21 protein-coding genes are annotated in these 20,755 nt (G+C 70.3%); 4 read left to right on the forward strand and 17 right to left on the reverse strand.

What is annotated here, in order from left to right:
- Positions 1-145: 145 nt before the first annotated feature.
- The gene (locus tag DFP74_RS20260; RefSeq protein ID WP_121183747.1) at positions 146-1,138 is read left to right on the forward strand and encodes an ADP-ribosylglycohydrolase family protein; all 993 of its coding nucleotides are present in this window, start codon (positions 146-148) and stop codon (positions 1,136-1,138) included.
- A 135-nt stretch (positions 1,139-1,273) separates the two neighbouring features.
- On the opposite strand, the gene DFP74_RS20265 is transcribed toward DFP74_RS20260, so the two are convergent.
- The 5 genes from DFP74_RS20265 to DFP74_RS34935 form a co-directional block, all read right to left on the reverse strand.
- Complete coding sequence (locus DFP74_RS20265) at positions 1,274-1,495, reverse strand: hypothetical protein (protein ID WP_121183749.1); 222 nt, start codon at positions 1,493-1,495, stop codon at positions 1,274-1,276.
- A gap of 115 nt (positions 1,496-1,610) precedes the next feature.
- Positions 1,611-1,814: a DUF2795 domain-containing protein gene (locus tag DFP74_RS20270; RefSeq protein ID WP_121183750.1), complete on the reverse strand. Its 204-nt coding sequence runs from the start codon at positions 1,812-1,814 to the stop codon at positions 1,611-1,613.
- 247 nt (positions 1,815-2,061) lie between these two features.
- Positions 2,062-3,327, reverse strand: a complete 1,266-nt coding sequence (locus DFP74_RS20275) for a hemolysin family protein (protein WP_121183752.1) — start codon at positions 3,325-3,327, stop codon at positions 2,062-2,064.
- Complete coding sequence (locus tag DFP74_RS20280) at positions 3,303-4,310, reverse strand: DUF3500 domain-containing protein (protein WP_121183754.1); 1,008 nt, start codon at positions 4,308-4,310, stop codon at positions 3,303-3,305. The genes DFP74_RS20275 and DFP74_RS20280 overlap by 25 nt, the downstream gene beginning before the upstream one ends.
- A gap of 1 nt (position 4,311) precedes the next feature.
- Entirely contained in the window at positions 4,312-4,446 is a 135-nt protein-coding gene (locus DFP74_RS34935; protein WP_255499574.1) for a hypothetical protein, read from the reverse strand.
- A 195-nt stretch (positions 4,447-4,641) separates the two neighbouring features.
- Between DFP74_RS34935 and DFP74_RS20285 the strand changes: the two genes are divergently transcribed.
- The gene (locus DFP74_RS20285; RefSeq protein WP_121183756.1) at positions 4,642-5,769 is read left to right on the forward strand and encodes a hypothetical protein; all 1,128 of its coding nucleotides are present in this window, start codon (positions 4,642-4,644) and stop codon (positions 5,767-5,769) included.
- Positions 5,770-5,960: 191 nt separating this feature from the next.
- On the opposite strand, the gene DFP74_RS20290 is transcribed toward DFP74_RS20285, so the two are convergent.
- A complete protein-coding gene (locus DFP74_RS20290) occupies positions 5,961-7,916 on the reverse strand; it encodes a carbamoyltransferase N-terminal domain-containing protein (RefSeq protein ID WP_199725717.1) in 1,956 nt (651 codons plus the stop codon).
- A 205-nt stretch (positions 7,917-8,121) separates the two neighbouring features.
- On the opposite strand from DFP74_RS20290, the gene DFP74_RS20295 reads away from it, so the two are divergent.
- The gene (locus tag DFP74_RS20295) at positions 8,122-8,778 is read left to right on the forward strand and encodes a response regulator transcription factor (protein WP_158613029.1); all 657 of its coding nucleotides are present in this window, start codon (positions 8,122-8,124) and stop codon (positions 8,776-8,778) included.
- 8 nt (positions 8,779-8,786) lie between these two features.
- Here DFP74_RS20295 and DFP74_RS20300 read toward each other — a convergent pair whose 3' ends face one another.
- The 11 genes from DFP74_RS20300 to DFP74_RS20350 are packed head-to-tail and all read right to left on the reverse strand — an operon-like array spanning position 8,787 to position 19,786.
- A complete protein-coding gene (locus DFP74_RS20300; RefSeq protein WP_121183762.1) occupies positions 8,787-10,994 on the reverse strand; it encodes an acyl-CoA dehydrogenase family protein in 2,208 nt (735 codons plus the stop codon).
- 8 nt (positions 10,995-11,002) lie between these two features.
- Positions 11,003-12,103, reverse strand: a complete 1,101-nt coding sequence (locus DFP74_RS20305) for a M20/M25/M40 family metallo-hydrolase (RefSeq protein WP_121183764.1) — start codon at positions 12,101-12,103, stop codon at positions 11,003-11,005.
- Positions 12,100-12,942 carry a [LysW]-aminoadipate kinase gene (locus DFP74_RS20310; protein ID WP_233571061.1) on the reverse strand — a complete coding sequence of 281 codons (843 nt, stop codon included), beginning with the start codon at positions 12,940-12,942 and terminating at the stop codon, positions 12,100-12,102. The genes DFP74_RS20305 and DFP74_RS20310 overlap by 4 nt, the downstream gene beginning before the upstream one ends.
- A gap of 22 nt (positions 12,943-12,964) precedes the next feature.
- Positions 12,965-13,993, reverse strand: a complete 1,029-nt coding sequence (gene argC, locus DFP74_RS20315) for an N-acetyl-gamma-glutamyl-phosphate reductase (protein WP_121183768.1) — start codon at positions 13,991-13,993, stop codon at positions 12,965-12,967.
- Positions 13,990-14,853 carry a RimK family alpha-L-glutamate ligase gene (locus tag DFP74_RS20320; protein WP_121183770.1) on the reverse strand — a complete coding sequence of 288 codons (864 nt, stop codon included), beginning with the start codon at positions 14,851-14,853 and terminating at the stop codon, positions 13,990-13,992. The genes argC and DFP74_RS20320 overlap by 4 nt, the downstream gene beginning before the upstream one ends.
- 3 nt (positions 14,854-14,856) lie before the next feature.
- Positions 14,857-15,051 carry a lysine biosynthesis protein LysW gene (locus DFP74_RS35185; protein WP_121183772.1) on the reverse strand — a complete coding sequence of 65 codons (195 nt, stop codon included), beginning with the start codon at positions 15,049-15,051 and terminating at the stop codon, positions 14,857-14,859.
- Positions 15,052-15,054: 3 nt separating this feature from the next.
- Positions 15,055-16,002 (reverse strand): transketolase family protein, encoded by a 948-nt coding sequence (locus tag DFP74_RS20330; protein ID WP_121183774.1) that lies wholly within the window; start codon positions 16,000-16,002, stop codon positions 15,055-15,057.
- The gene (locus DFP74_RS20335) at positions 15,995-16,855 is read right to left on the reverse strand and encodes a transketolase (protein ID WP_121183776.1); all 861 of its coding nucleotides are present in this window, start codon (positions 16,853-16,855) and stop codon (positions 15,995-15,997) included. The genes DFP74_RS20330 and DFP74_RS20335 overlap by 8 nt, the downstream gene beginning before the upstream one ends.
- Entirely contained in the window at positions 16,852-18,144 is a 1,293-nt protein-coding gene (locus DFP74_RS20340) for a DegT/DnrJ/EryC1/StrS aminotransferase family protein (RefSeq protein WP_121183778.1), read from the reverse strand. Before DFP74_RS20340 ends, DFP74_RS20335 begins: the two co-directional genes overlap by 4 nt.
- On the reverse strand, positions 18,141-19,160 hold the full coding sequence (locus tag DFP74_RS20345) for a BtrH N-terminal domain-containing protein (RefSeq protein ID WP_121183781.1): 1,020 nt from the start codon (positions 19,158-19,160) through the stop codon (positions 18,141-18,143). The genes DFP74_RS20340 and DFP74_RS20345 overlap by 4 nt, the downstream gene beginning before the upstream one ends.
- Positions 19,157-19,786, reverse strand: coding sequence for a hypothetical protein (locus DFP74_RS20350; protein WP_199725718.1), 630 nt, complete (start codon positions 19,784-19,786; stop codon positions 19,157-19,159). Before DFP74_RS20350 ends, DFP74_RS20345 begins: the two co-directional genes overlap by 4 nt.
- A gap of 248 nt (positions 19,787-20,034) precedes the next feature.
- On the opposite strand from DFP74_RS20350, the gene DFP74_RS20355 reads away from it, so the two are divergent.
- Positions 20,035-20,754: a sulfotransferase family protein gene (locus tag DFP74_RS20355; protein WP_121183783.1), complete on the forward strand. Its 720-nt coding sequence runs from the start codon at positions 20,035-20,037 to the stop codon at positions 20,752-20,754.
- Position 20,755: the final 1 nt, after the last annotated feature.

Consider the following 20,755-nt stretch of genomic DNA (forward strand, 5'->3'; position numbering starts at 1 on the left):
ATACGCGGACGGGCGCCGAGCCAGGAGGGTGACCCGTCCGTCCCACGTGTCCGGTCCGGCCCTGCACACGCCGGGCCGGGCACCCCCGCGTCCCCGGCGGAAGTCGTTCCCCGGGGAGGCGGACCACACGACGGAAGCGGCCCCCATGCCCATCGACCAGACGACCGCCGGCCAGCCGATACCGGTGCGCCCGGTCCCTCCCGAGGATGAGCGGTTCACGGGCTGCCTGCTCGCCGCGGCCTGCGGTGACGCCCTGAGCGCCTCCTCGGCCGACGGCGAGGACGCGTCCACTCTGTCCCCGCTGCGCTACACCGACCACACCGTCCTGGCTTTGGCGCTCGCCGACCACCTGGCCTCCCGCGACGACCCTGCCCGCGCCGGCCTGGACCAGGACGGGCTCGCGCGCGACCTGACCCGGGCCTGGCACGACGATTCCGCACGCGGATACGACGCCGCGGCGGTGCGGGTCTTCCTGGGCGTCGAGAACGGCATCCCGTGGCACCGGACCGCGGAGGCCGTTCCCGGTCCGAACGGGTCGGAGGACGACGCGGCCGTGCCGGCCCTCCCGGCAGGGCTGCTCTCTCTGCCGATGAACCGCCTGGCCGGCGTCGCCAGAGCCGCCGCACAGATCACCCACGGCCATCCGGGGGCACTGGACGGCGCGGCCGTGCAGGCGTGCGCGGTGGCCTACGCGCTCCGCGCCCCCGCGGACCGGCCGCTGGCAGTGACGCACCTGGTCACCACGGTGGGGCGCTACGCCACGACCCCCGAGTTCCGGTCGCAACTCTCCCGCCTCGGCGGCCTGCTGCGCGAGCCCTACACACCGGCGGACGTGGCCCGCGAACTCGGCCACGGCGCATGTGCGCTCGACGTCGTCCCCGCCGCGCTGGCGGCCTTCGTGCGCTCGCCGGACGACGTGGCCGAGACCGTGCGCTTCGCGGTGGCGATCGGAGGCGGATCCGCTGTCGCCTCCCTCGCCGGGGGCCTGGCCGGCGTGCGCTGTGGGGAGCATGCCATTCCCACGACCTGGCTGGACCAGCTGGAAGGCAGACAGCGCATCAGCGCCGTCGCCCGCGCGCTTCACCGCGGGGGCGAGACCAGGTCGAACGCCGGGCCCTCTGGAGGCACCGGCGTGTGAAGGAGGACGGGTGTGGTCCTTGGCTCAACGGATTCGCTTTCGCCCGCCACCTCTTCGTCGTGTGGTGGGTCCGGACACGACGACGGCCGGGGGAGCGAAGGCGCTCCTGCCCGGCCGTGCGCGGATGTGGTGGCCTTACAGCCGTGCCTTGATCAGTTCCTTGGCACGCGCGGCGCGATCGCGGTCCTGCTTCTGGACGTGCTCGAAGAACTCGACGAGCTCCTCGTCGCCGGAGTCCTTGGCGTCGCGGATGTAGCGCTCGATCGAGTCGCCCTCCTGGAGCACGTGGTACAGCACGCTCACCATGTCGTAGTGCTCGTCACGCGTGTGCAGTGCCTGCTCGGTGGCGTCGGCCATGACTCCTCCCTGGGGTCCGGAGCTTGCGGTCCTTATGAGATCGGCTGCCCGGCCAGGAGAGGGCGAAACGGTCATGAGGGTAAATCCCTGGTCGATGAGGGAGGGGTCATTCGACTCACACCGAACGGGGGACCTCACGTAGATGGGGCCACAGGGTGCGCAGGTTCGCGTAGGTCCCCTCGGGTAGCAGGCCGAGGGTGTCCAGGACCGGTTCGGGCGCTCCGCGCCGGCCGGCGATGTGGATGATCTGCCTGCGGGTGATGCCCCCGGAGGTGAACGCTCCGTCCAGGTAGTGCGCGATGTCGGTGCGAGTGACCACCAGTACCTCCAGGTGTCCGTGCGCGCGGCGCGCATGAGGGGGAGTGGTGGCACGGATACCGGCATGAAGAGGAGTCCTGTCCCGTGCCACCACAGAAAGGGCGATGAGCGCAAGGAAGCAGGTCCACCCTTCGACCCCAACTCTACCCTCTCGTAAGAGTAGGTTTGCGATTCGGGGTCGGGGTGGCACAGGCGGGACCCCGCCCCGCCCGGGGCCGAAACCGCGGCACGCGGACGGGGCAGGGATGCTACGTCGCGGGATACAGGGTCACCCGGGTGATGGTGCGCCCGTTGGCCTGGTCGACCCTGGCCTTCCAGGAGTCCAGCTCCACCTCTTCCCCCGCCTCTTGGGGGATGTGGCCCAGGACGGCGATGATCAGCCCGGCGACGGTGACGTAGTCGCCCTGCGGAGCGTCCTTCAGATGGACGTCGATGTCGGGCAGGTCGTGCACGGGGTAGGTCCCGGGCAGCGTGAGGGAGCCGTCGTCGTTGCGGTCCACGGTGCGGATGTCGGAGTCGGTCTCGTCGTAGATCTCTCCGACGATCTCCTCCAGCAGGTCCTCCAGGCTCACGATGCCGTCGACGCCGCCCATCTCGTTGACGACCACGCCCAGCTGCTGGTGTTCGGCGATCATGCGGCGCAGGGCCAGCGACACGACCAGGGAGTCGGGGAAGAGAAGCGGTTCGCGGGCGAGTTCTCCCGTGCTGCCCTCACCACGTATCAGGTCGGACCAGTGCACGACACCGAGCACGTCGTCGATGTCTTCCTCGTTGACGACCGGGGCACGGGAGTGTCCGTGCTCGGCGAGCATGTGCGCCGCCTCGACCGCGGGCGTCCGGGAGGGAATGGTGAACACCTCACCACGGGGAACGACGACCTGGCGCAGGCGCCGGTCGTCGATCTCGAAGGCTCCGGAGATGATGGTGCGCTGCTCCCTGGTCATGCCCCGCTGGGCCGCGAGCATGTCGCGCAGCTCGTCCTCGCTGATCTCCTCCTTGGCCGCGGAGGGATCGCCGCCCGTCATGCGCACCACCAGGTCGGTGGAGGCGCTCAGCAGCCACACCACGGGTCGGGCGAGCATAGCGAGCAGGTCCAGGGGGCGGGCGACCATCACCGCCCAGGCCTCGGACCGCTGCATGGCGATGCGTTTGGGAGCCAGCTCACCGAAGACCAGGGTGACGAAGGTCAGCACTACGGTGACCAGAACGATCGACACGGGTCCGGCGGCGGAGCCGAGGAAGCCCAGGGGCTCGATGAGCGGCTGGGCCAGGGAGACGGCGGCGGTGGCGGAGGCGAGGAAACCCGCCAGGGTGATCCCGACCTGGATGGTGGCCAGGAAGCGGTTGGGGTCCTGTGCCAGGCGAGCCACCGCCCGACCGCCCGGCCCCCCGGCCGCCAACTGCTTGATCTGTCCTTCCCTGAGCGTGATCAGGGCGATCTCGCTGCCCGCGAACAGGGCGTTGACGAGAACGAGGACAAGGACGAGGCCTAGTTGAACCCCGTAGCTTTCCATAGCCGATGCCGTCTTTCGATGCTGGAGTGGTGCCGGGCGGCTTCCGCTCGGGCCGTGACACCAGAGCCTCCCATAACCCGGCCGGCGGACACGTTCATGGGTGTCGGCCGGATGCGGCCGGGCGGACCGCCCAAGCGCCCATCCCACGGGGCATGGGACCCGCCCGGCCTCGGCGTCGGCGATCCGTTCCGCCCTCGGGCCCGGCCGCCCGCCGGCAACCGGCGCGTCGGGGTGCGGCGACGGTGAGCCGGAAGCGCGCCGCTCCCGCAACGGACGACGGCGCCGCGTCGACAGCGCCGTGCCCTCCGACCGTGGCGCACGTGGTGCGCTCCGGTCGACAGGCACGTCCGTCGGAGACGCGGCTCGACCCCGTTGCCCTCCTCGTCGGTGTAGACGGCGGCTTGGAGCCCCGGATGCGTGGGCGCGAAGGTGATCGCGTCGTCGGACCCGTCCAGGGTGGCGTTCAGGCCGAGGTGGTGTCCGCCGAACTGCACCTGCCACGCGCTGGAGTCGGACGGGTCGCCGAAGAAGGCGATGTAGTACTGGCCCAGCGAGTCCTCGGTGCTGGAGCTGTTCTCCAGGAGGAGCTCGTCCGCGCCCATGATGCCGGTGGCGGTCTCGTAGCCCTCCTCGCTCAGGAGCGATTCGAGGACCTTCATGGCCGCGGCCCGCTGCTCCTCGCCCAGGTCCTCCAGGTTGAGCCCGGCCCGGTCGACGAAGGTGACGGGGAAGTTCGACCACGTCGTGGTCTTGGACTCGTCGTCGTAGGCGTGGAGCAGCTCTTCACGCTGCTCGTCGGACAGCGTCGCCATGAACTCCTCCGCGGCGGCGGTGGTGTCGGCGATCGTCTCCGCGCTGGTCGTGGCCGAGGAGGCCGTCGTCGCGGTCTCCGACGTCGATGACGACGAAGAGGAGGTGGACGCCTCCGAGGCGGTGCTGCCCGGTCCCGTCCGACCAGGGTCAGAGCCCCTGGCGATACCCATGTCAGTGGCCGTACCCGTACCCGTACCCGTGCCCGTGATCGCGGGCGGCGAGTGCCCTGGCCTGATAGCGCCTGGTCCCCACGGCCATGCCGATCGCGAACACCGGCCCCAGAACGGCGAAGCCGGCCCCCTTCACGGCGGCTCACTCCCATGAGTAGTCGGCCGTGTAGGCGGTCGGGCATCGGTGTCCAGTCGCACGTCGTCGATGGGGGACGGCAGCGGGTCCCCGGAACGGACCCGCATCGCGTCCCGCAGGTCCACGTTCGAACACCGGAACCCGCCGCCCGCCCGCGGCATCGGACACAGGGAGGGCAGAGGGAAGGGAATCGCGGTGGCGGAGACGGGCGGAGGGCCGCGCAGGCGGCGCCGGTGGACGGCGGCCACGGTCGCCGGAGTGGCGGTCCTGGTACTCGGCGCGGTGATCACGGTGCAACTGATGAGACAGGACATGGCCTGCGGGTGTGTGAACCCCGACGCCGGACTCGATGTCACCTACGGCCTGCTGGGTCCGGGAGACGACACCGTGCGCGCCCGTCTGGAAGTCGTCGAGGTGGCGGCCATGGACGGCCACACGCGCACCGTTCTGAACTTCTCCCACTCCGATGACGAGCACGCGGTCTTCGACCCCGCGTACTTCGTGGGCGGCGACGGCACGGGTGACGGGTTCCGGATCTGGGACCCGGTGAACGGGCGCTTGTACGAGAACCAGACCGACCTGGGCACGGTCACGGGTGGGGAGCAGGTGTGGGAGCCGCGGACGCAGTACGAGATCGTCCTGTTCTCCGCGCCGTTGGAGCCGGGCACCGGCGAGCTCGAGGTCCGAGGCCCGCACGGGGAGATCAGGATCCCCGACGTCGAGGTGCGCGGCGGGGCCGGGGACACCGAACCGCTGTGGAGTCCGCAGGGCGCCCAGAACACCGAGAGCGCCCAGGACGAGGAGGAACCCGAGAGAGTCCCGCTCGACTTCGCCACTCCCGCTCCGGAGACGGACGTGCCGGGATACGCGCAGGCGTTCGTCCCGGACGCCCCCGAGCCGGTGGACCCGGTCCCGACCGAGGCCCGGACCGACGAGGAGGGCTGGGCGCGCTTCGAGGAGGCCGGCGTGACCTGGCGTATGTCCGTGGAGGGCTATGAGGTCCAGGACGGCGTCCTCACCTTGGAGTACCGGCTGGAAGCGGAGGGCGCCGACAACGTTCCGGACTCCCAGCGCCGACCCGACCTGTTCCCCGAGGAGCTCACCCTGATCGATCCGGCCACGGGCGCGGTCGTCCCCCGACTGCGGGTGGGCGATTCCGAAGCGGAGTCGGAGCCGCTGTGGTCGATCGCCTGGCCGGGATTGTCCGAGGACACACCCATGACCTTCGGTGAACTGGCCTTCACCGCCCCGCCGGAGGGGGCCGGCGACCTGCTGCTGGACGCGGGGGTGTTCGGCGCGCTGCCGGTGGAGCCACGGGGCTGATCCGGCGCGCGGGGGCACGGACGGCCTCAAGCGTGCGATCCCGCGCGGCCCCGGCGCACCGTCTGTACCACCGGCCGTCACGCAGGTGCGGACCAGTGCGGACCAGTGCGGCCTCGTGCCCGGCCTCGGGCAGGTCGGCTGCGAGGCGACGCGACCGGTGTCAGCAGTCCTCGTCCGTGGCCCAGGAGCCGCTACCGTTTCGGGGACGTCACTTCCACGGCCCGGTCCCCCGCTGGGGGCGGGGCGTCGGGGGCGGTGTGGAGGATCCCTTCGGACCAGACGTAGGAGGTGCCGGCCCAACGCATGGCGGAGGCGATCGAGGGAAAGAACCCGCGCCCCTTGTGGTTTGCGCTGGTGTTGCACAGGACCGGGATTCCCGTGAGGGCGTCGTAGTGCTCCAGGACCTCGGCGATGAGGGGGTTCTGCTCGGAGGTGACGGTCTGGAGCCGGGCGGTCCCGTCGAGGTGCAGGACGGCCGGGATCCGGTCGCGCCACGCGGGTCGGATCCGGTGCTCGAAGAGCATGTAGGGGTCGTGCGTTCCGGGGTCGAAGATGTCGGGAGCGCGGTGTTCGAGACAGACCGGGGCGACGGGGCGGTAGGGCTCACGCTCTTTGATCCCGTTGAGCCGGTCCTTGGTGCCCGCTTCCACGGCCGGAGCCAGAATGCTGCGGTTGCCGAGGGCGCGGGGACCGAGCTCCGCGCGCCCATGGAGGACGACGACCGGGGCGCCGGTGTCGGCCAGAAGGCATGCGAGTTCCTGGGGAGTGCAGGGCCGACTGGTCCATCCGGGCAGTGGTCTGGCCTCCTCCAGAACCGGGCCGGCGTAGGGGGTCCAGTCGACGGTGTGTCCGCCGCCCCGCGCGGCCTGGTGTGCGAGGGCGGTGCCGATGGCAGAGCCGGAGTCGTTGGGGAACGGAGGAACCCAGACCGTGCGGAACACTCCGCTGCGCCTGATGGCGCTGTTCCATTTGATGTTGAGGGCACAACCACCCGAGAGGCACAGGTCAGGCGCCTGGTGAGGGAAGAATCGCTCGACGACGCGGATGAGCGATCGGACGAGCATTTCGCCGAGGAAGTCCTGGAACGTGGAGATGAGGTCGGCGTCGGAGAGGCCGGGACAGAGCCGGTCGCGTTCGGCGATGAGCTGATCGGCCAGAACGCCGCCCGCCCCGACCGTCATGGGGCCGATATCGTCCAGTACCCGTTGCATGAGAGGGAACAGCTCGGGCACGGGTTTCCCGAGGCCGGCGTAGGCCATAGCCTTCCCCGCGATGGCGAACGGCCATTCCTTTCCGAACTTTCGCAGTTCCGCCTCGTATTGGGCGCGGTACGGGTCGAAACGGCGGGAGAACTCTGTGAAAGCGTCCCCGAAGAGCGACGCGAGCACTGCCCTCTTCCGTACTTTCCCGGGGGAGACCTCATACAGGGTCGGGAGCATTCCCGCGTCCCATACCAGAACGAGGCTGGGTCGCCCTTCCGCGGCGGCGGGCCCGGTCGCGTACGCGGAGAACAGGTGGCCGGCGGCGTGATGGTAGGAGTTGTAGGAGAGGGACCGCCCGGCGAGGGGCAGGCCGTCGAAATGGAAGGACGCCGCAGGGTCGCCGCCGGGGCTCTCCTGGTAGGGAGCGGTCGGTAGGGACAGTTCGCCGACCTGGGAGCGGACATCGACACGGGACTGACCGTCCGGTCCGGCATGCCAGCCGTCCACGACCAGGGCGTCGATGTCGTCCGGGGTGAATCCTTCGATCTCGAGTACGCGCTCGACCGACGCCAGGTCATCCAAGCGTGCGTGGCGATGGCAGTCCGATAGTTTCTCCATCTCGATGCTGAAGACAATTCTCGAGTCGTTCACCAAGGCGATTCCGCCGTCGTGTGTAAGTTTCAGTCCGCAGATGAGCATGGCGCCACTTTCCAATAGTTCGAGTTCCGCGGAGTTTTTCCGGCGGTGTCGTAGCGTGTTTTGGGCGTCGGCTCGGAGCTGACGCTGGTTTTCACTCTCCGTGAAGAAAATTGTGACGCTCGGTGGTGGAAGGATGGATATCGTTTGCGGCTTGCCTGCCGTGGCGAGGCGGCTCGAAGCCGCCCAAAAGAGGGCGAGTGAACTCGTTCTAGTGTGCTGAGCTGCGAAGACGTGTTCGAGTTTCATGTTCTCGAGCTTTGATAAGTGACCTCTGAGTCTGGGTGGGTATGTGGTCAACGTGTGGCTGTCCCTGTCTCCTAGGTGTTGCATGCATACGAAGGTAACTTCATTGAATGCGAGATAGAGCATGACTGTTCCCGCTCGGTTGTCCAAAGATCTGTCTGCTATCAATGGCCATGATATTCGCCTTTCTTCGACCTCCGGAGGGGAGTTGCGGATCTTCATCTGCAATGAACTCCCCGTGGTTCAGAGAGGGCTGAAGACGGCGCTCGAAGCGAGTTCCGAAATAAGTATTGTCGGGGCGTCCGGAAGCGGGGTGGAAACGATGCACACGGTCCGTCGTCTCCGTCCCCACGTGGTCATCCTCGACGCGGCGCTGCCCGGGCGCACGGGCTTGGAACTGCTCCGAAGACTGCGGCGCGAGGCGCTCGAACCTCCACCACGCGTCCTGGTGTACACACTCGACGACGACGATGAGACCGCCTTCCAGGCACTGGAGGCCGGGGCCACCGGCTACCTGCGCAAGGAAGCGAACGAACAGGATCTGGTGAACGCGGTGTACGCCGTCGGCCGCGGCAGCGTGTCCCTGTCCCCGAGCGTGATGGAATGCGTCCTGGACTGGTGCTTCCGGCGGACAAACCTGCCTCCTGGTGACTTTCCTGACGAGGTGCGCGAGCTGACGGCCCGTGAGCGGGAGGTACTGCAACTCGTCTCACGTGGTCTCAGCAGCGAGGAGATCGCTGAGGAGCTGTCCCTCGGGTTGGCGACGGTGCGCACGCACACCTATCGGCTCCGGCAGAAACTCAAACTGCGTGACCGTGCGCAGTTGGTGTCCTTCGCCTTCAGATCGGGGATCGTTCAGCCGTGATGGTGCGTTCACGCGCGCTCCCCTCCGCTGCTCCGGCCACGTCCCGCCAGGAACGACAGGTGGTGTGCGGCCCCTAACCGAGCCGCGTCCAGCACGGCCAGGCGGTAGTGGCGATGGACCGACAGTCCCGTTGTCAGGGCGCGCACACCGCACACGTGCATGGCGTGGCTGGTGACCGAGGGAACGGTCTGCGCGGCCAGGAGCAGTGCGTCGACGGCTGCCGTGGTGGTCGGGCGTCCGGTGTCGCAGCACCAGGACGCGAGGGAGATCGCGGCGCGCAGCAGAGCCAGACGCGCCGTGCACCTGGCGAGCAGGTGCCCCACCGCTTGGAATTCGCGGATCGGGCGCCCGAACTGCCGGCGCTCTCCGGTGAAGGCGACCGCCTGTTCGAGTGCTCCCTCGGCGACCCCCAGGAGGTACGAGGCCTGGCGGACGCGGGCACGGTCCAGTTCCGGCCCCAGCGGCCCCACGATGTCGTCCGGCGTGATGTCGGCCCGCTCGAAGGAGATGACACGCGCCCATGTGCCCGTGGTCGTGGGACTCCATCCGGAGCGTGCCACCGGTAGGCGCGCGACCCAGGGCCGTTCGGGGCCGGCGAGGACCACGGCGAGGGGGGCCGTCCCCACCGACTCCGTCACGACGGTGCCACTGACACGTGCCCCGTCGCGTTCGACCGTTCCTCCGGGGGCGGTGCGGACCGTCAGCCCCGAACCTGTCGGAAGCGCCTCGAATCCCGTGAGAGAGACCGGCGCTGGGGTGGTTTCGGCACCGCCGCCGACATCAGTGATCAGGGCGTGCCCACGGTAGGGGTCGGGCAGCCCCGCACGTCCGAGTTCCTCGCATACGGCGGCGCCCACGGAGAGACCCAGGTCCAGTCCTTCCTGGTCGGTTCCCGTTTCGTACAGCGGTACCCCGAGGCCGTCGAGCGCTTCCCACACCGTCTGGACGCGGGCCGGGCACCCCGGCGCCTCCTGGGCGTCGTCCGGAACCGTCTCGGCGAGGGTGTTCCTCAGAGCGGTGCGCAGCGTGGCGAGGACTGGGTCGGCTCCAGGGGGAGGAGGGGAGGCCGCGCCGCCGGTCGGCGCCTCCAGTTCGGCGGCGACGATGTCCAGCATGATCTCGGACGTCCCCGCGGACAGAGTGAGCCCCGGAGCCTCTCGGTAAGCGGCATCGACCGCCGCGTGGAGGTCGGAGGACAGGCACCCGTGGGGGCCGCTGCCGTGGACGCTCGCGGCCCAGTGAGCGACCTCCTGGGCGGTTTCGCTGGCGCAGTACTTGGCGACGGCGGCGGCCGCGCCGTCGACCCCGCCCTCCTCCTGGTCCTCCAGAACCCTTCGGGCCAGCCAGTGGGCCGCGTTGATCCGGGCACCGAGGCGGCCGGTCTCCGCGACGGCCGCGTCGTTGCCGGGGCCGATCGGTGCCGGGCCGCTGAGTGCGGCGCCGAACCAGCGCCGTGCTCGGAGCGCGTAGTCCAGACCGGTGCGCTCGAGCGCGAGGGCGTCGAGCAGTAGCGACCACCCCTGCCCCTCGGTGCCGACCAGGGTGTCGCCGCCTACGTGGACCCCGTCGAGTTCGACGCGGTGAAAGCTCTCGTCGGTGATGCCGTCCAGCGTGGACCGCCGTACCCCGTCGGCGTCCATCGGCACCATGAACAGGCTCAGGCCCTGGTACCGGCCGGCCCCGGTGGACGTGCGGGCGGCGCACAGAGCGACGTCCGCCAGGTCGGCCTTGACACTGAACGACTTGACACCGGTCAACCGGTAGCCGTCCTCGACCGGCTCGGCCGCGGTCTGCAACGCACCCAGGTCGGATCCGGCCCCGGGTTCGGTGTAGAGCACGCACGCGAACGTCTCGCCCCTGGCCAGACCGGGCAGCCATCGGTGGCGCTGCCGGTGGGTGCCCGTGGAGAGGAGGAAGCGGCCGACGATCTGGATCGTGTTGACGTGCAGTGTGTCCGGGACACCCGCGCGGACGAGTTCCTCGGCGACCACGGCCGCCTCCGCCGCACCGCAACCGGCCCGGCCGCCGTAGGCCGTGGGCCAGTCGACGGCGAGCAGCCCGGTCTCCCCGAGGAGCCGGTACAGCGCCCGTACGTCGGGTTCGGCTTCGCCGGAGGCCTCGAGCGCGGTGAGTTCGGCGCGGATGGCCGGGGTATCCAGAGTCGAGCGCACTCTGGCGCGCCACAGCCGCTGTTCGTCGGTGAGGTCCAGGTCCACGTTCCCCCTTACGGTCGGTGCTGTGCGGCGAGTTCGGCGGCGAGCCCGTGGATCGCCTCGGTGAGCACGTCGATGGAGCGCAGGTACTCCGCCATGACCAGGTGTTCGTCGGGTCCATGGTCCAGATGGCTGTCTCCCGGGCCGTAGGCCGCCATGGGAACCCGCCAGGTCCGGCCGAGCGTGTTCATGTCCGACGTCGCGGTCTTGACCTTCAGCCGCGGTTCACTCCCATGGCGTCGAACGGACGCGGTCAGGGCACGCACCACAGGGTCGGCCCGCCCCGCGCGCACCGCCGGGACGGCGTGCCGCAGCCGGAACTCACCGGCGGGTACGCGGTCGTTCATGTCGGCGAGCAGGACCTCGGGGTCGCATCCGGGCGGAGTCCGCACGTCGAGGACGGCGGTCGCCGTCTCCGCGTCCGAACGCAGGTGCGTCAGCGTCGCGGTGGGACGGTCGAACGCCGCTCCCTCGCGTGTACCGAAGACGGGCCGTAGCGCTTCCCACGCCAGTGCGCAGAGTTCGGCTGCGGAGGGGGCGGGGTTCGTGGAGTGCGTGGCGGGAACGTCGACCCGGTAGGCCACGTCCATCCTGCCCTTGTACCCGAGGACGACACCGGACCAGCCGCTCGGCTCCCCGATGACCAGGGCGTCGGGCGGTTCGTGGCCGGCTCGGAGGAACTCGGCACCGGGCGATTCCGGGGTCTCCTCTCCCACGACGCCGGCGACCACCAGGCGGCCGTGGAATCCCGCGGTGGCCACCGCGCCGGCGGCACTGATCATGGCGGCCAGCGGGCCCTTGGCGTCGACGGCACCGCGCCCGTACATCCGTCCGCCGTGTTCACGGACGGGTATTTCGCCCGGCACCGTGTCCAGATGGCCGACGAGCATGATGGTCGGGCCGGTCCCCGAACCGACGGAGCCGACGGCGTTGCCGGCGGCGTCGATGCCGGAGGTGACACCGCGTTCCGTGAGCGCGGCCACGGCCACCTCGGCCGCCGCGGCTTCGGCGCCCGAGGGCGAGGAGGCTTCCAGGAGCGCGCGCAGCAAAGCGACCGGGTCGGCCCGGCAGTTCGCCGGTGGTGCGTGCGCGCGGTCCGTCCGTGGGTTCATGGTCGGCTCCTTCCCGGGGGCTCGGACACCTGGTCGAGGGTGATCTCGGTGCCCGCGCCTTCCAGCGCGGCGTACACCGGTCGGTCCACGCGCCCGTCCGAGATGAGGACCCGCCCGACACCGCCCGCCAGTGCCTCGCGGGCGGCGATGAGCTTGCGCCCCATGCCCCCTCCGAGGAACGGGGGTGCCCCCTCGGGGCCGACGGCGCACTCCTGGAGGGCCGTCCCCTCGTCCGAGGGATCGCTCAGCACACCGGGGACGCCGGTCAGCATGACCAGGGTGGGGGAGCCGAGGGCGACCGCCACGGCCGCCGCCGCTCTGTCCGCGTCGACGTTGACCGGTCCGTCATCGGCGAGCGCGGGCGGCGAGACCACCGGGACGATGCCCTCCTCCAACAGGCGCTGAAGGAGGCGTTCGCGGACCGCGGTGACGCGTCCGCTTCGATCGTCGCGAACGAGGTAGCGCCGCCCGTCCTCCCCGGCACGCCGAACGAACTTGCGGCGCGCGCGCAGCAGCCCGCCGTCGAGGCCGGTGAGGCCGACCGCGTCGGCCCCCGACCGCTGCAGGGCATTGACCAGCCGCGGCTTGACGACGCCGGCGAACGCCATCAGGAGTACGTCCAGGGTCGCGTCATCGGTGTGACGCGAGGTGATGCCGGTGTTCGTGCGGATCTGCCGGGAGGGCACGCCGAGCCGTCCGGAGAGCCGCTCGATCTCGGCCGAACCCCCGTGGACCAGCACCACTGGCGCCCGCTCGGCGAGCGCGGCCACATCGGCGCAGACACGGTCGGCCGCCACCGCGCCGTGACCGCCGCACTTGACGGTGAGAATCGGCTCCACACGCTCTCCTCGCATCGCGGGCTCACACCGGGTGGAGCCCGAAGAAGTCCAGGCCGAGCCGCTCCGGCCAGTCCTGGGACACGTTCAGGCATTGCACCGCCGCGCCCGCGCCGCCCTTGACGAGGTTGTCGAGCGCGGCCATGACGATCACAGTCCCGGCCTCGGCGTCCACGGCGAAACCCACGTCGCAGTGGTTGGATCCCGAGAGGATCTTCGGTTCCGGGAATCGGTGCTGTCCCCGGCGCTCCGAGACGATCCGCACGAAGGGCTCGTCGCCGTACCTGTGGCGGAACAGCGCGCGCACGTCCGGTCCCCTGATTCCCGGCACGAGCCGCACCCGGCACAGGACCTGCACCCCGCGCACCGCTTCGACGCCGGTGGCGCTCATTTGCACAGGTAGACCTGTCAGCGTGGCGATCTCGGCCTGGTGTCGGTGTCCCGTGGGGGCGAACACACGCATCGCGCCGCTGCGCTCGGCGTGTGTCCCCGCGGGGCCGGGCGAAGACCCGGAGCCGCTCGATCCGGTGCGGGCGTCCACGGTCACGGGTCCCTCGACCATCCCGGCCTCCGCCAGGGGCCGCAGGGCCAGGACCGCCGCCGTCGCGTTGCACCCGGGAACGCTCACCCGCCGCGCCGTGCGCAGGCGGTCGCGATGGAATTCGGGGAGGCCGGTGACGAACGTGTCGAGTAGGTGCGGTGCGCAGTGCTCGGTGCCGTAGTAGCGCTTGTAGAGGTCGGGGTCGGGCAGCCGGAAGTCAGCCGACAGGTCGATGACGTGGTCGGTGACGTTCTCCAGGAGCGCGGGCATGCGGGCCATGGAGTCACCGTGGGGGAGGGCGCTGAACAGAACGTCGCAGTCCCCCAGACGATCCGGGTGGGTGAAGACGAGGTCGGTGTGCCCGCGCAGGTTGGGGTGGACACCGTCGACCCGGCGGCCGGCGAGCTCACGGGAGGTCGCGGCCACCGCCGTCGCTCGGGGATGGCCCAGGAGCAGGCGCAGTAGCTCGCCCCCCATGTAGCCTGACGCGCCCAGAACCGCGGCACGGATCATGCAACCTCCTTCGTCAGCAGGTGGTCGACGATGGTCGCCGCGACGTCGACGCGCCCGTCCAGGGCACGCTGGAATCCGGCGAACTCCGTGCGGCCGTTCACTTCGAGTACGGTCGGTGCTCCGTCGGCGTCCTCGACCATGTCGACCCCCGCGATCTCGGCGCCGACCGCAGCCGTGGCCGCAACCGCGACGCGGGCGAGAGCGGGGGAGAGTGGACAGGGTTCGACGACGGCTCCGCGGGCCACGTTCGTCCGCCACGCCTTGGAGCGCCGGTAGACGGCGCCGAGCGCCCGACCCCCGACGACGACCACCCGGATGTCCCGCTCTGGTTTGGGGACCGCCTCTTGGAGGTAGACCACCTGGCCGTCCGGGGTGGAGCCGGAAGTGGAGAGCTCCAGGGCGATGCGCGCGGTCTCCTCGTCCTTGAGGAGTGCCACCCCGCGTCCCCAGGAGCCGCACTTGGGCTTGATCACCGCGGGGTAGCCGAGTTCGCGCAGGGCTTCGATGCCCCCCTCCGGGGTGAGGGCCAGGGCGGCACGCGGGGTGGGCACCCCGGAGCGGACCAGGGCGGCCGAGGTCCGCCACTTGTCACCGCACACGTCGATGGAGGTGAACGAGTTCACGACGGTGCACCCGACGGCCTCCAACGCGTGCGCGGCGTAGCGTGCCCTGACCAGCGAGATCTCCCGGTTGAGCACCAGGCGCCCGCTTGGTGCGGGGGCGTCCAGGACGGTTCGCAGGACCCGCGGGTCGACGTACTCGTGGGCCGCTCCCGCGGCGGTCAGCGCATCGAGGATCAGGCGTTCCTCAGAGCGCACCCGGGAGGCGAGGACTCGGATGGTGCCGTCGAGTTCGGACACACCTCACTCTCCCCAATCCTCTTCGACCTCTGGTGCGAGGGCGAGCAGGACCGGCTCCACGGCGACCACCTCCAGTTCTGTACGGCAGTCGGCGCAGTCGATGACCTCGCTCAACCGCAGTTGTACGCTCGTCTGAACGGGACTCTCACATTCGGGGCAGACTGCGGACACAGGGTCCACTTCCTCTCGTGTGGTCATCGGTCAAAGGGTCGTCTGGCGGGCGAGCGCCTTGCGGAGACGGGCGGTGATGCCCACCGTGTCCAGCCCCTGGCGTGCGAGGAGTTCGTCCTCGGTGCCGGGAGCGGTGGCGAAGGAGTCGGCGACGCCCAGCCGGACCAGCGGGCGAGGAGTGTGCTCGGACAGCGTCTCGGCGACGACCGATCCCAGCCCGCCGCTGCGCCAGTGGTCCTCGACGGTAACGACCAGGTGTGTGTGTCGGACGCGTTCGACCAGGCCCGCGGTGTCGAAGGGTTTGATCGTGTGCGCTTGCACCACGCCCACGTCGACGTCCTCACAGGCGAGCTCCTCGGCGGCGCCCAGGGCGTGACGCACGGCGTGGGGGCCGCTGCACACGACGACGACGCGGTCGCCCCGCCGCATCGGCTGGAGCCGCCCCAGGACCGGGGGAGGTACGTCCGGGGCCAGGGGCGGGGTGGATTTGCGTCCCAGTCGCAGGTAGACGGGGCCGGGCAGGGCCGCGGCCTGGGCGAGCAGCGCCTCGACCGCGGCACCGTCGGCGGGCACGAGCACGCACATGCCCGGCATGGCGCGCATGATCGCGAGGTCCTCCAGCGCTTGGTGGGTCGGACCGAGGTGGCCTGCCGAGCTGCCTCCGTGCGTGGCGATGATATGGACGGGCAGGCGCGGGTAGGCGATGTCGATCTTCACCGCTTCGGCCGCACGGGAGGCCGCGAACGCCGCCATCGTGTGCACGTAGGGCCGCCAGCCGCTCGCCGCCATGCCCGCAGCGGCGGCCAGTGCGGTGTGCTCGGCGATGCCCAGGTCCAGGTAGCGGTCGGGCGTCGACGTGAAGTCCTCGGTCTGGAACATTCCGGTGTCGGTGTCCAGGCAGACCGCACTGGGGAGGCGACGTAGCAGTGCGGGCAGCAGCTCCTGGTAGGCCTGCCGCGTGCCCGTGGGGCTACCCATCACCGGCTCCCCGGGTCCCGTGACGGGAGAGTGCCGCCAGCGCCCGGTCGCGCTGGCGGGGGGAGAGGCGCGCGTAGTGGCTGCGCACTTTCCCCTCGGCGAAGGGGACACCATTCCCCTTGACCGTACGTGCGAGCAGGACGCTGGGACGCCCCGGCTCCCAGGGAGTCACGTCGAGCTGCGAGGCGACGGCGTGGACGTCGTGGCCGTCGACGTGGCGTACCGACCAGCCGAAGCTCCGCCAGCGGTCGGCCAGGGACGCTTCGGACTGCAACGGCCCGGTGGCGCCGTTGAGCTGGAGGCTGTTGCAGTCCACGATGGAGGTCAGCCCGTCGGCACCCTGCGCGGCGGCGACGGCGGCCGCCTCCCACACCGACCCTTCCTGTAGTTCTCCGTCGCCGAGCAGCACGAAGGTGCGCCGGTCCCCGTCGGACCGCGCGGCCGCCAGCGCGAAGCCGAGGGCGACGGCCAATCCGTGTCCCAGTGAGCCGGTGGCGAACTCGACGCCGGGAACGGCACGTACAGGATGCGCCATCAACCGGGTTCCGGGCCGGCCGAACGTGTCGAGCTCCCTGGCCGGGAAGAAGCCCCTCGCGGCGAGTACGGAGTACAGGGCGACGGCGCCGTGCCCCTTGCTGAGGATGAAGATGTCGCGGTCGGGCGCCTCTGGAGCGTCCGGGGACACCCGAAGGATGCGGAAGTACAGCGCGGTGAGGATGTCGGCGATGGACAGCGAGCTTCCCAGGTGACCGCCTTCGGGACTGGAGCACATGCGCACGATGCCGGAGCGCACGCGCTCGACGACGCGGGACAGGTCCGTTGCCCGGTGATCGGGCGGGATGCCGTCGGTCATCGCTGACCTGCCATCCGTAGCGCGGTGTCCAGGTGTTCCCACACCTTCTCGAAGGCATCGGCGTAGTGCTGGAGGAGCGGTCCCGAGGCGGGGTCCAGGTGTCGCTTCTGGAGGGTGAGGGAGTCGGCGATGACCGCCCGCGTGTCCGGATGCCCGGAGCCGGTCCTGTGGCGGGCCCCGGCGAAGACCGGTTGGTCCGGGAGCGGCATCACCTGGTAACGGGACATGGGGACCCCTTCGGCGCGCAGTAGGCGGTGAAGGCTCGCTCGGAACCGATCGGGGTCCGCCTCGGGGGCTCCGGCCGCAGGCCCCGGATGGAATCGGAACCGCAGGATGTGCCAGGCGTGCGTCGTGCCGGGAACGGCACGGGGTACCTGGAGGCCCGGAAGGGCGGAGAGCCGGGAGAGGAAAGCCGTGACGTTGCGCTCCCGCTGTTCACGGTAGGCGTAGAACCGGGTGAGTTGGGCGAGGGTGAACGCGGCCTGTACGGGGCTGAGCTTGGCGTTGCCGCCTCGGATGTGGGAGCGGTGGGTCCTGGGGGCGCCACGGACCAGCTCCTCGCCGAACTGGCGGGCCATGCCGACGTGCCGGGCCAGGTCGGGGTCGTCCGTCGTGACGAGTCCTCCCTCCCCGCACGTGGGAAGATTCTTGGTGTACTGGAGGCTGAACGCTGCGGCGTTGCCCAGCGAGCCCGTGCTCCGGTCGCCGATCGCCGCGCCGTGGGCCTGGGCCGCGTCCTCGACCAGCGGGAGGCCGTGCCGTCGGGCGATCGCGGTGAGACCGCCCATGTCGGCGGGCTGTCCGTGCAGGTGGACGGGGATGATGGCGGCCGTGCGGGGAGTGATGCGTGCCGCGGTGTCCTCGGCCGAGAGGTTGAAGGTGCGGGGGTCGACGTCGGCGAACACCGGGACCGCGCCGAGGTTCAGCGGTGCCATGGCCGTCGCGATGAAGCTCAGGGCCGGGATGATCACCTCTGAACCCGGACCGACGCCGAGAGCGTCGAGGATGAGTTCGAGGGCGGCTGTTCCGTTGGACACTCCTACGCAGTGGGCCGTGCCGCAGTGCTGTGCCCATGCCCGCTCCAGCTGATCCACCTCGGTTTCGACGCCGGTGTTCGACACGAGGTGTCCGCTGTCGAGGACGTCGGTCACTCTGCGGCGCTCGGCTTCGCCGATGACGGGCCATCGCGCGGGCGCGGCGTCACGGGGTACGGCGGGAGGTCCGCCGAACGCCGCGAGGCGGCCCGGGCGACGGGTGAGGGCGCGAGGTCCTTCGGCGTGGGCGGTCACAGGGCCTCCGCCGCGAGGCCGAGGGCGCGGGCCGCTTCCTCATAGCGTCGGACCAGCACGTCGCAGTGGTGTCGGAGGTCGCGTGCGCACTCCCGCGGCGAGGTGCGACCGTGCGCGGAGGTGACACGCACGCCGGTCCAGGCGTGTGCGACCGATTCGGCGACCCTGCCCGCCTCGCACAGCTCGGGCACGTCCCAGAGCACGCCCCGTGTGCGGAGCAGCTCTCCGTGGATGCTCGCCTGCGCCTGGAGGTTCCAGCCGAAGGGGTAGGCCTCGGCCAGGCCGTCCGCGTCGTCGTCGCGGGCACGGGTGGTGAGGTCATCGGTGAAGAGGCGTACCCCCGCCAGGCCGGTCCGGCCTGGGCCGCTGTCGGTACCGGTGAGGCGTTCGACGTTGGTGCGCAGTACCTCCCGGAGCACGTCGCGGGTGAACACCGGGAAGGGCACCCCGAGTTCGACATGGAGGTGGCGTCCGTCGATGCTCCGGTCGCTGAAGAGGTCCTCGTGGCCGTCGGTGCGATTGGACGAGGTCCAGGCCGCCAGGAACGCCTGCGTGGAGACAGGGCCGCTGAACGCCGGAGGCATGGCGTCGGACACGTGCACCATGTCCCTCTCTCGGTCCCACCCGGTCACGACCACCAGGTGAGCGGCATGCACGTCCTGGTAGGCCGGGCGGAACGGCAGGTGGTAGTTGTCGACGGCGGCGATGGTCGGCACACCGAGTTCCGCGGCGCGACGGATCGGCTCCAAGGGGTCGGAGGGGTCGGCCGGCCGCTTCCAGCGGGCCGATATCGGATGAAAGGGGGCCAGACTCGCGCCGGGGTCGTCGGGGACGCGGCAGGGGAAGTAGAACTCCTCGGAACGCACATCGCCCGGAATGTGCCGGAACTCCAAGGGCGCACCGAGGACCTCCAACGGGTCGTGGCCCGCGCTCAGCAGCACGGTGGCGAACGTGGACTGCAGACAGCTCACCGGGTCCCGGTACCACTGCGGGGCCGTGACGGTGGCGGTGCTCATCCGCGCCCCCGCACCCCGGACGCCCCCGGCTCGCCGCGTCCTACGGCCGTCATCGCGAACACGTGCACGGCGTTGTTGCGCGGCAGCCTGATCGACGTGAGGGCGGCGCGCCGCACCACCGGAAGGCGCTGACACCACAGTGCCGCCTGTACTCCCGGCTGGACGTGGTGCGGGTAGTGCATGACAGGTGTGCGATAGGCGGACACCTCACCGAAGACGGACGGTGCGGCCCAGAAGTCCGAGACACGCAGCGGCTCGAAATCCACCCAGCCGTCCGTGAAATGCAGGGCCGCCTCGTCCTCGGCGCGGCGTTCCGCGGCGGCGAGGACGTAGATCCAGTCATAGCGCTCGACCGGCACGGAGACCAGTTGTCCCGCGCACTGAACGTTATCTCCGTTGTCGCTGGACACGGGGAATTCGAACGGAACTCCCTCCACCTCCACCCGAGACCCGGCACGGGGCAGGTGCTCGGATGGAAAAGAATTGCCCCAGATGTTGAACGCTCCTGCCGCTGATTCGTCAGCGGGGGAGATGCCCCTGTTGTCGACGTGGGCGCGCAGGTCCACCGGTGCCCAATAGGAAGGGGACGGTGTGCTGATGGAGAATGCGGTCTTTGTGTCGGTCACGGAGCCTCCGGGTCATCCAAGCGGATCTTCGGCTTCCTGGAAGGACACTAAGTCCTCGAGGCCGTGTGGGACGTCCGCGTGGGTGCTGAACCGGGATTCACTCTGAGGATGAGGTTCGAAGTGCGTCGGGCTGCGCTGGTTTGAGTTCGGCGCTTCCGGTGTAATCGCCACGATGGGGCGGCGGAGGCGAACCCGATTTCAAGCGTCATCGGCGGCCCGCCGGTGTTGTGCTTGGATATATTCAAGGTATGGGTACTCCAAGGATTCTGGCGCTGTGGAGCGTGCCGCGTTCCCGATCGACGGCTTTTCTTCGGATGATGGACGAGCGCGGCGATCTCGCGGTCGTCCACGAACCGTTCTCACACGTGGTCGATTTCGGTGAGGCGGTGATCGGTGACAGGGTCGCCACATCCGAGTCCGGAGTCATCGACGCACTGCGTCGCCTGTCCCGGGACGTTCCCGTCTTCTTCAAGGACACGACGGACTTCCACTACCCCGGCCTGCTCGCCGATACGGACTTCCTGCGCGACGCCGCGCACACCTTCCTCATCCGCGACCCGGAAGAGGTGATCGCCTCGCATTTCGCCCTCGACCCGGACGCGGACCGCGAGGCCATGGGGTTTCGTCGGCTGCACGAGATCCACGCCGCGGTCGACCGGGTGGTCGGCCGGCGCCCGCCCGTCATCACGGCGGAGGACCTGGTGGAGACACCGGAGAGGACGGTGGAGGCGTACTGTGCCGCGGTGGGCCTCCCGTACCGGTCGCACGCGCTGTCCTGGGAACCCGGAATGCTGCCGTCCTGGCGGCGGGCCGAGCGCTGGCACCACGACGTCGCGCACACCTCGGGGTTCTCGCGAGGCACACGCACCTATCAGCACACGGTGCACAACCACGCGCGCCTCGCTTCGTATCGCGCCTACCATGAGCCGTATTATCAGGCGCTGCACGCCACCCGACTCGTGGTGTGAG

Source organism: Nocardiopsis sp. Huas11 (assembly GCF_003634495.1).
Classification (GTDB): Bacteria; Actinomycetota; Actinomycetes; order Streptosporangiales; family Streptosporangiaceae; genus Nocardiopsis.